7 protein-coding genes and 1 pseudogene are annotated in these 7,963 nt (G+C 61.8%); all 8 read right to left on the bottom strand.

The annotated features are described in order from the left end of the window. Window positions 1-591 (bottom strand): hypothetical protein (locus G4O04_08570; GenBank protein ID HEY58569.1); only part of this gene is annotated, 591 nt, incomplete at its 3' end. Between the two features lie 131 nt (window positions 592-722). After that, window positions 723-1,844 carry a glycosyltransferase family 4 protein gene (locus tag G4O04_08565; protein ID HEY58568.1) on the bottom strand — a complete coding sequence of 374 codons (1,122 nt, stop codon included), beginning with the start codon at window positions 1,842-1,844 and terminating at the stop codon, window positions 723-725. Window positions 1,845-1,946: 102 nt separating this feature from the next. Continuing rightward, window positions 1,947-2,353 (bottom strand): annotated as a pseudogene (locus tag G4O04_08560) (four helix bundle protein). A 47-nt stretch (window positions 2,354-2,400) separates the two neighbouring features. Further along, on the bottom strand, window positions 2,401-3,465 hold the full coding sequence (locus G4O04_08555) for an N-acetylneuraminate synthase (protein HEY58567.1): 1,065 nt from the start codon (window positions 3,463-3,465) through the stop codon (window positions 2,401-2,403). Between the two features lie 54 nt (window positions 3,466-3,519). After that, on the bottom strand, window positions 3,520-4,698 hold the full coding sequence (locus G4O04_08550) for a DegT/DnrJ/EryC1/StrS family aminotransferase (protein ID HEY58566.1): 1,179 nt from the start codon (window positions 4,696-4,698) through the stop codon (window positions 3,520-3,522). Between the two features lie 183 nt (window positions 4,699-4,881). Next, on the bottom strand, window positions 4,882-5,679 hold the full coding sequence (locus tag G4O04_08545) for a hypothetical protein (GenBank protein HEY58565.1): 798 nt from the start codon (window positions 5,677-5,679) through the stop codon (window positions 4,882-4,884). Then, window positions 5,676-6,704, bottom strand: a complete 1,029-nt coding sequence (locus G4O04_08540) for a Gfo/Idh/MocA family oxidoreductase (GenBank protein HEY58564.1) — start codon at window positions 6,702-6,704, stop codon at window positions 5,676-5,678. The genes G4O04_08545 and G4O04_08540 overlap by 4 nt, the downstream gene beginning before the upstream one ends. 73 nt (window positions 6,705-6,777) lie before the next feature. Continuing rightward, on the bottom strand, window positions 6,778-7,695 hold the full coding sequence (locus G4O04_08535) for an SDR family oxidoreductase (protein ID HEY58563.1): 918 nt from the start codon (window positions 7,693-7,695) through the stop codon (window positions 6,778-6,780). Between the last annotated feature and the right edge of the window lie 268 nt (window positions 7,696-7,963).

The raw sequence follows: 7,963 nt of genomic DNA, 5'->3' as shown, positions 1-7,963 counted from the left end.
TTTCAACAAAGAAAAACCACCCCATATCCCGAAGGGAAACAGCACCAACAATGTCACATTCAACGAGTGCCTCATCCGGAGAGGATTATCCAGGGACGGGGAAAAAAGCCATGGGACCAGGAACAGCACGGGAAGGGCATACAAGCCCGCATACCGCACCAACACAGCCAACCCCATCACCAGCCCAGCCCCATATAAGTATCTTCTTTTTTCCGTGAGGACATAACGCCACAACAAGTAAACCCCGACCATTTCCAAAACCAAAAAAGGGGGCTCAGACATCAAACCCAAAAACAAGCGGGTAAGGGGCGGAAAAACGGCCAAGGAAATCATCGTGACCAGGCCGGCAGGCCATACACCGACAGCCTCAAACATTACCCTACCAGCCACCACCAAAAAAAGAACCAATGAGACGACATCGATCCAGCGTCCGGCCGCCAACCAATCCCCAGACAAGAACCTCATGCCCAAGGCTAGCAATACCGGATATCCTGGCGGGTAATGGGAAACGAATACCAACTCCCCTCGAGTGGTATGTGACATCAACCCCTGGCCTTGAAGCAAATTACGCGCCTCATCCACATAAGCCACCGAATCCGAGAACGCCCATGGTCCCCAAGGGCGCAAAGCCCAAAAATATATTCCCCCCGCCACCAAGGCAGCCAGGAGGAGCAAAGCCATGGGGACAAACCGCAAGCAATAGACTTGTATATTCCGGCTAATCACAGGGCAGACTCCCGTTTCTGGACCAGGACATACAGTTGCAGCAAACGTTGCACATTTTGCGCCCAGTTGGCCCGTTCCTCAGCCCGCCGACGGGCGGCCCACCCCAGGGTTTGCAACTGCTCCCGAGGGATCCGGGCAGCCCTCACCAGGATCCGGGCAAGGGCTGCCGCGTCCCCATCGGGGAAGAGCCAGCCCTCGATTCCCTGCCGCACCCACTCCTGATTGGAAGGGATGTCCGACACCGCCACCGGAAGCCCACAGGCCAGCGCTTCCATCAGCGAAACTGAAGAGCCGTCGCTGTGGGAGGCGCTGAGGTAGAGATCAGCAGCCCGATAGTAGCGCGGCAGATGCCGCTGGCTCACTTGGCCCACGAATTGTACCCGATCCAACACCCCACCTCGTTGCCAAATTTCGCGCAGACGTGGAGCCAGAGAACCGCCGCCCAGCAACATCAGCCGCAGGCGGGGTTCCTGCCGCGCCGCACGCGTGAAGGCCTGCGCCATCACCTCCACGCCGTAAAGCGGCTCCCAGGAGCGGGTATGGATGATCACGAAAGCGTCCTGCCATCCCCACCGGGCCCGCAGCCCATCATCCGGGCCAGGCGAAAAGCGCGTCAAATCCACCCCCCAAGGAAAGATCGCCATCTTTTCCCGCGGGAACCCCAGGGACAGGGCCTTTTGCGCCACCGTTTCACAATCGCCAACGAAAGCATCAGCGCGCGAGAGGACAAACCGGGACGCCCAGCGATAAAACGCGTTACGCTCGGCATCGCGCAGCAGGTCCGACCCCCACGACATGGCCACCAGAGGATGAGCCCCTGCCAACGCCGGGAAGAGGGCCACCTGCTGGAGCGGCCCGGCATGGATCAGGTCGGGCTGCAGGCGGCGCACCACACGACGGAAATCGACCAGCAAGCGCGGAAAATCCCGCCAGCGGAAGGGCCGCCGCCCTCCGGCCCAACGCACAATGTGCACCCCATCCGGCACGGGGCGGTTCTCCGTCTGCCGCGGACCACGCTGCAAGCGCAGGTAATACACTTCATGCTCCGTCTCCGCCAACGTAGCCAGGAAACGGTGGTCGTGTGGGGTGTAGTCGAGGGAGAAGTAAAGCACTCTCATCGGTGTGTCACGGATCTCGCTGCTAACCATCCAAAACCCGGAACAGAGTATCCATGTATAGTATCTGGATGCCCAGTGCCCAGAGTCCCGGAGGCCAACCGTCTACCGGCGAGGCGTCTTAGCTGCACGGCGTCGGATGGCGGTCAATAAACCACCGCTTAACGCCTTGGCCTCTTCGGCCAAGCGATAAAGCGCCTCAAACTCAGCCGGGGACAAATACCCAACATCCCGCGCCACATACAACAACGACTGAACTTCAGCCGCCGAACCGCGAGTATGGGTCAAAAACCGAACAAAATCTCCATCAGTACCGCTTTCAAACCCCTCGGCAATGTTGCTCATCACCGAGACGGCTGCCCGTCGAATCTGATCTCTGAGGCCCCAATCGCTGGCAAAAGGCTCCCGACGCGAAGCCGATAAACCGCCTTGACCAACGCCCGTGCTGCCTGCCACGCCCGCAATTCCTCAAACCGTTTGACGACCGGCAAAACCCACCTCCCACAGGGCATCAGGGCATCCAGGCATCAGGGCATCACCACATCCGGGCCTCACTACATCACGGTCTCCCCACGTCCACCCACCGCAGCGCGTCGCCCTGGGGAATGTCGCGGAGGGCTTTGGTGCCGATCACCGCGTCCATCTCCCAGGCCTGGATGGCGCCGGGGACGTTGGGCCGCAGCACATCGATCATCTCGCGGGTGATCACTTCGCCGGCTTTGATGTCGCGGGCCGCGCGCAGGCAGCGGCGCTGCACTAGGTAGGTATCCTGCTCATTCCCGGCCACGAATTTGTCGGCCGAACCCAGAGCGCGTTCCAGTTTGCGCGTCTCCTCGACCATCAACGCCCACTCGTCGGGGTTGGTGGCGAATTTGTGGTCCGGGCCTTCGCGGTCGTTGTCGTCGGTGAAATGGCGCTCCACGATACGCGCCCCTAACGCCACCGCGCCCAACACCACGGCCAGCCCTCGCGTGTGGTCGGAAATCCCCACCACTACATCCGGCCACATCGTCTTGTATGTTTTGAGCACATTGAGATGGATGTGGTCGAAGTTCTCCTCACTGGCCGTGTAGTTGGTGTTGCATTGCAACAAAGCCACTTGATCGCTCACCTCGCGCACCATACGCACGGCGCGGGCCACATCCCCGATATCCGCCGCGCCCGAAGCCATGATCACCGGTTTCCCCTTTTGGGCCATGTAAACCAGCAACTGGGGCCAGGAGATCAAGCCGGATCCGGCCTTGTACACTTCCACATAAGGTTCAATGTGGTCCACCGCATCGTAGTCGTATGGCGAGGAGAAAAAGTCGATGTCCCACTTTTCACATTCTTCTTTGAGGTACGGCGTCCATTCCCAAGGGATGGACGCCTCCTCGTACACCTGATAGACCGGCTTCTTCCAGGACGCCTGATGGGAAAGTTGCCGCCCAAAGGCGCGAAATCCATAGTCGGAAACGATTTTTGGGGCCTGGAAATGCTGGAATTTAGCCGCATCGGCTCCGGCTTCAGCCGCCAACCGGATAAGGAGTTTCGCCCGTTCCAGCGAGCCATCGTGATTGGCCGCAATGTCGGCGATGAAGTACGTGGGGTGTCCATCCCCCACAAGACGTTTTCCAATGCGTATCTCGGCCATGTCACTCCTCCTTCTATCGCAATTCGCCATATTCGCCATTCGCAACTAATCAAAATACGCCACCGTCTTCGCCAGCACTTCCGCCTGACGCTCCATGGTGGCGCGGTCGAAGGAATTGGTGGGGAACTGCATCAGGCGCGGCTGGATGGATTCGGCCACCGGGCACAGGCCAGGCGCAAAGTCCTGCCACTGATAATCTGCAAACGTGCATCCGCGGAAAGCCGGCTCCAGGTGGTTGAGGCGCCATGCGCCGTAAAAGGGCTCGCCGCCCAATTCCAGGTACTTGCGCCGGAAATCGTGCCAAGTGATGTCGTCGCGGTCGAGTTTGACCACAAAGGTCCAGTAAGCATGTCCGTAGCCCTCCGGCACATACTGAGGCACCAGCCAGTCACAACCGGCAATCGCTTCCTGGTACAACCGGGCCGCCGCCTGCCGCCACGCCACCAGTTCATCCAAACGCTCCACCTGCTCCAAGGCCACGGCAGCGCAAAGTTCGGGGATGCGGTAATTCCAACCCACTTCTACATGGCGTGCGTAGCCGGGATCCTGGATGTCTTCTTTGGAAATCTTGCCCTCCCCAGCGCCCACGGCGGCGTACCCCAGGCTGCCAAAGCGACGCACCCGATGGGCCAGATCCGGGTCGTTGGTGATTACCATGCCCCCCTCACCGCTGGTCATGTGTTTGGAACTCTGGAAACTGAAACTGGCGGCGTGCCCCAGAGTACCCACCAGACGCCCCTTGTAGGTACCCAGGAAGCATTGGGCGTCGTCTTCCAGAACGAACAGGTCGTGCTCGGCGGCCAATTCCATGATGGGGTCCATGTCGGGTGAGAGGCCGTAAATGGAAACCGGGATGATGGCCTTGGTGCGCTCGGTGATGCACTCGGCGATGGATTTGGGGTCGATGGTCCAGGTGCGCGGGTCAATATCGGCGAAGACGGGTACCGCCCCCGCGTGGAGCACGCTAAACGCCGTGCTGGCCATGGTCAGGGGCGGCACGATGACCTCATCCCCCGGCCCCACGCCCGCGGCGGCCAGGGCCGCGTGCAGCGTGGCGGTGCCGTTGATAAACGAAATGGCATACTGCACGCCAAAACGCCGGGCAAAGGCCTGCTCCAAACGTTTCATCATGCCCGCGCTTTTGGAGCCAAAAAACTCGCTCTGCAGCACCTCGCAAACATACTGGTACGCGCGGCTGCTGATCCGATCGATACGCTCGTTCATTTTCTTCCCTCGATGCACAAAAGGTCAACGCCAAAGAAGCGCGGCACTCGCGCCCATTATACAACGCCTCGCCAGCGTCCTTGCCAGGACGACGCGTCAGGCCCACAAAAGCCTCCCTGTCAGGGAAGGAGCGCCTTCACCCCAAAAGGCAAAGGCGCTCCCTCCCCGGTGCTGCGCTGCGTCTCAATGAGGCGGCTGCTGGCGCTGCCGAGCGTCTTCGGCCAGCGACTTGAGGTAACCTTCGTTGCGCCGAAAGCCTGCGTTGATTTGGGCCAACTCAGGCTCGGCTTCCAGCAAGCGCAAAATGTCTTCCATGAGGAACACCCGACCGGGGTGATACAGCCGCTCGTACACGGCGCGGGCGAAATCCAGGTCTTCGGGGTAATCCACCGTCCAGCGCAGATGGGAAAGATCGCGTGCAAACTTGAAATTCCGCACTCGAAAGCGGTCGGGGTGCTTCCAGATGTAGGGCGTCACATGCTCTCGCTCCGAAGGCAAACGGGCCTTGCGCCAGGCCCGTTCCAACGCTGCGCGGGTGAAGACTTCGATGTCCAACCCTTCAGGGTAGGTAGGCTCCAGGGTGTTGCTCACATAGTCCAACGTCGGCTCCTGAAGCCACAGACGGACCGCGTGATCGGTCACCTGAGGGTCTTTGAAGGGATCGTCGGCGGTGATGCGCACAATCAGGGCCGCTTCGGCCTGTCGGGCCGCCTGGGTGAAACGGTCGAGCACATCGTCCACCGAGCCTCGATAAACGCCCACGCCCAGGCTGACGGCCAGTTCCACCAACGGGTCATCGGTCGGATCGCTGGTGGTGGCCAACACCAGGGCGTCCAGGGTCTCGGCGTGTTGCATCCGCTCGATCACCCGAGCCAGAAAAGGCGCCCCGGCCAGGTCCAACAAGGCCTTGCCCGGCAAACGAGTGGAGCCCATCCGGGCCTGGATAATCCCCACGATGGGATGAGTCGTCACAACGGTCATGGCACCTCCCAGGGGTTCGGCGATTGACGCAGGGTCAGGGCGGTTTCTAAGATATGCCTGGCCTGGCGGAGGTCTTTCAGACTTTCCTCTTCCCCGGCCAACACGCGCAGAAAATGCGCCATCTCGGCCACATACATCTCGTTGACCTGATAGCGGGGCCAGGCCCAGGTTTGCTCTTCCTGGGTTCCGGCGCGATAGACGCGCAGGGAGTGGCTGCCGAAGTCCCACCAGGCCGTGCCCTCGGTGCCCAGCACCTCAGCGCGACAGGTGTAACGACGATTCAGGTAATCCACATGGAGTGAGGCGGTCACCCCGTTCTGGAAACGCAACCACCCCTCGGCCAAGTCTTCCGTCTCGATCTCCAATGAGCCGGTGTGCACCACCAGCCCCCGCGCCTGAGCCACCGGCCCAAAGAGCCAGACCAGGTAGTCCAGTTCGTGGATGCGGTCGAGCACGATGCCACCGCCCAAATCGCGGCGGGCGCTGTAGCCACGGCGGTAATCTTCCCAGGGATGCCAGTCGGGCAGGTACTGGCCGAACACCGCGCGAGCAAACAGCACCTCGCCCAGGGCGCCCTGGGCGAGCAACGCCCGCAACTGCTGCAAGCCGGGGTGAAAGCGGAAATTGCACCCGACCAGGGTGCGCAGCCCCCGGGTCTCCACCTCGGCGAGGAGTTCGTCCACGCCGTCCAACGACGCAGCCAGGGGCTTCTCGATGAACAGGTGCGCGCCGGCCCGCGCCGCGGCCAGCGCCTGGAGGATGTGGTACACCGGCGGGGAGCAGACCAACACGGCATACGGCCCGGCGGCCAGGGCTTCTTCCAGGCACTCGAAAGGACGCACGCCCCAACGGGCCTGGGCCTCGGCCATCCGCTCGGCCTGAGGATCGTAAACCCAAAGGTGCTCCACGCCCAAATGACGCAGGTTGGAGATGTGGCGTTTGCCGATCGAACCTGCGCCGAGGACAAGGAAAGGCCGGCGGAGAATGGACGCGATTTCAGGTGTCAGGTGTCGGGTGTCAGGCATCACGGGTCCAGTTCCATCCTAAAATCGCCAATCGCAATGCGCAACTCGCAATTCGCCCTTCGCGACTCGCATCTTACCCCCACGCCCGCAGGCGTTCCGGGTAACCCGTCTGGGCCTGCCGCCAAAAGGTCTCGATCCCTCGCCGCCAGTCGGGCAGGGGGCGCCCCAAAGCGCGGGCCAGTTTCTCGTTGCGCAGGGTCAGGCGGGGGGAACGCCGCGCTGCCAGGCCCGCCTCTTCAACCGAGGTGGGGCGGATGAGGGTCGGGTCATAGCCAAACCGCTCGGCCAGCGCCACCCCAAAGGCGTACTTGCTCAGGCAGGCCGAACCAGTGGCGTGATATAAACCACTCAACTGCCTCGCCAATACGGTGAGGATGACCTCGGCCAAGTGATTCGCCAAAAGCGGGCAAAAGAACACATCGGTAAAGCCCAACATCTTCCGCCCGGCCCGGAGGTTGTTCAGGAACCATTCGGCCAGGCTGCGGGCGCCCGAAAGGCTCCAGCCGAAGAAGTTGACCCGCAACACCGCTGCCCGAGGATAGGCTTCCAAGACAGCGCGCTCCCCGGCGAGTTTGGTGCGGGCGTACACGCTCAATGGGTGCGGGAGGTCGCCCTCCGTGTAGTCGCCTCGCCGGCCGTCGAACACGGCATCGGTGGAAATGTGCACCAGCGGCACCCCGTCCTGCCGTGCCAGAGTGGCCACCTCGCCGGGCAGTTGGGCGTTCAGCCGCTCGGCCCGGTCGGGCTGCTTTTCACAGGCGTCCACCTGGGCCAGGGCCGCGGTGTGCACCACCGCGTCGGGTCGGGCGGCCCGCCACACCTCGGCCAACGCGCCCGGACGGCTCAGGTCGGCCCGCAGCACGGAGAAGGGCGCGTTGGGCAGGTCACGGCTTCCCGCCACGCCGACCACCTTATGCCCCGCCTGGACCGCCTCCCAGGCCAGGTTGAGCCCCAGCAGCCCCGTAATGCCGGTGATGAGCAGGCGCGTCATGCGTCCTCCCACCCCAGGTCACGCCCCAGCAAGGCATAGAGGCGTTGATTGTGCGGTCGAAAATAAATGCGCAGTTCACGCGCGACGCTCTGTTCCATGTCAGAAAGGGTATACTGCCCCACATTATACGGTTGCCATTCGGTCTCCCATGGCTCTATTTCTAAGAACTTAGCAACTTGGTGTGCCACTTCCCGGGGATGAGCAAAAAAATCTTCGCTACGCAAGACCAAAGTCTGTTCCCGAGGCACATAACGCCACAAACGCTCTA

The sequence above is a fragment of the Anaerolineae bacterium genome (assembly GCA_011176535.1).
Taxonomy (GTDB): Bacteria; Chloroflexota; Anaerolineae; order Anaerolineales; family DRMV01; genus DUEP01.
This window is presented reverse-complemented; position numbering and strand designations above follow the sequence as displayed.

Excerpts from the sequence above, each read along its gene's own strand:
- G4O04_08565 (HEY58568.1), bottom strand. The coding sequence starts at position 1,844 with ATGAGAGTGCTTTACTTCTCCCTCGACTACACCCCACACGACCACCGT.
- G4O04_08550 (HEY58566.1), bottom strand. The coding sequence starts at position 4,698 with ATGAACGAGCGTATCGATCGGATCAGCAGCCGCGCGTACCAGTATGTT.
- G4O04_08545 (HEY58565.1), bottom strand. The coding sequence starts at position 5,679 with ATGACCGTTGTGACGACTCATCCCATCGTGGGGATTATCCAGGCCCGG.
- G4O04_08540 (HEY58564.1), bottom strand. The coding sequence starts at position 6,704 with ATGCCTGACACCCGACACCTGACACCTGAAATCGCGTCCATTCTCCGC.
- G4O04_08535 (HEY58563.1), bottom strand. The coding sequence starts at position 7,695 with ATGACGCGCCTGCTCATCACCGGCATTACGGGGCTGCTGGGGCTCAAC.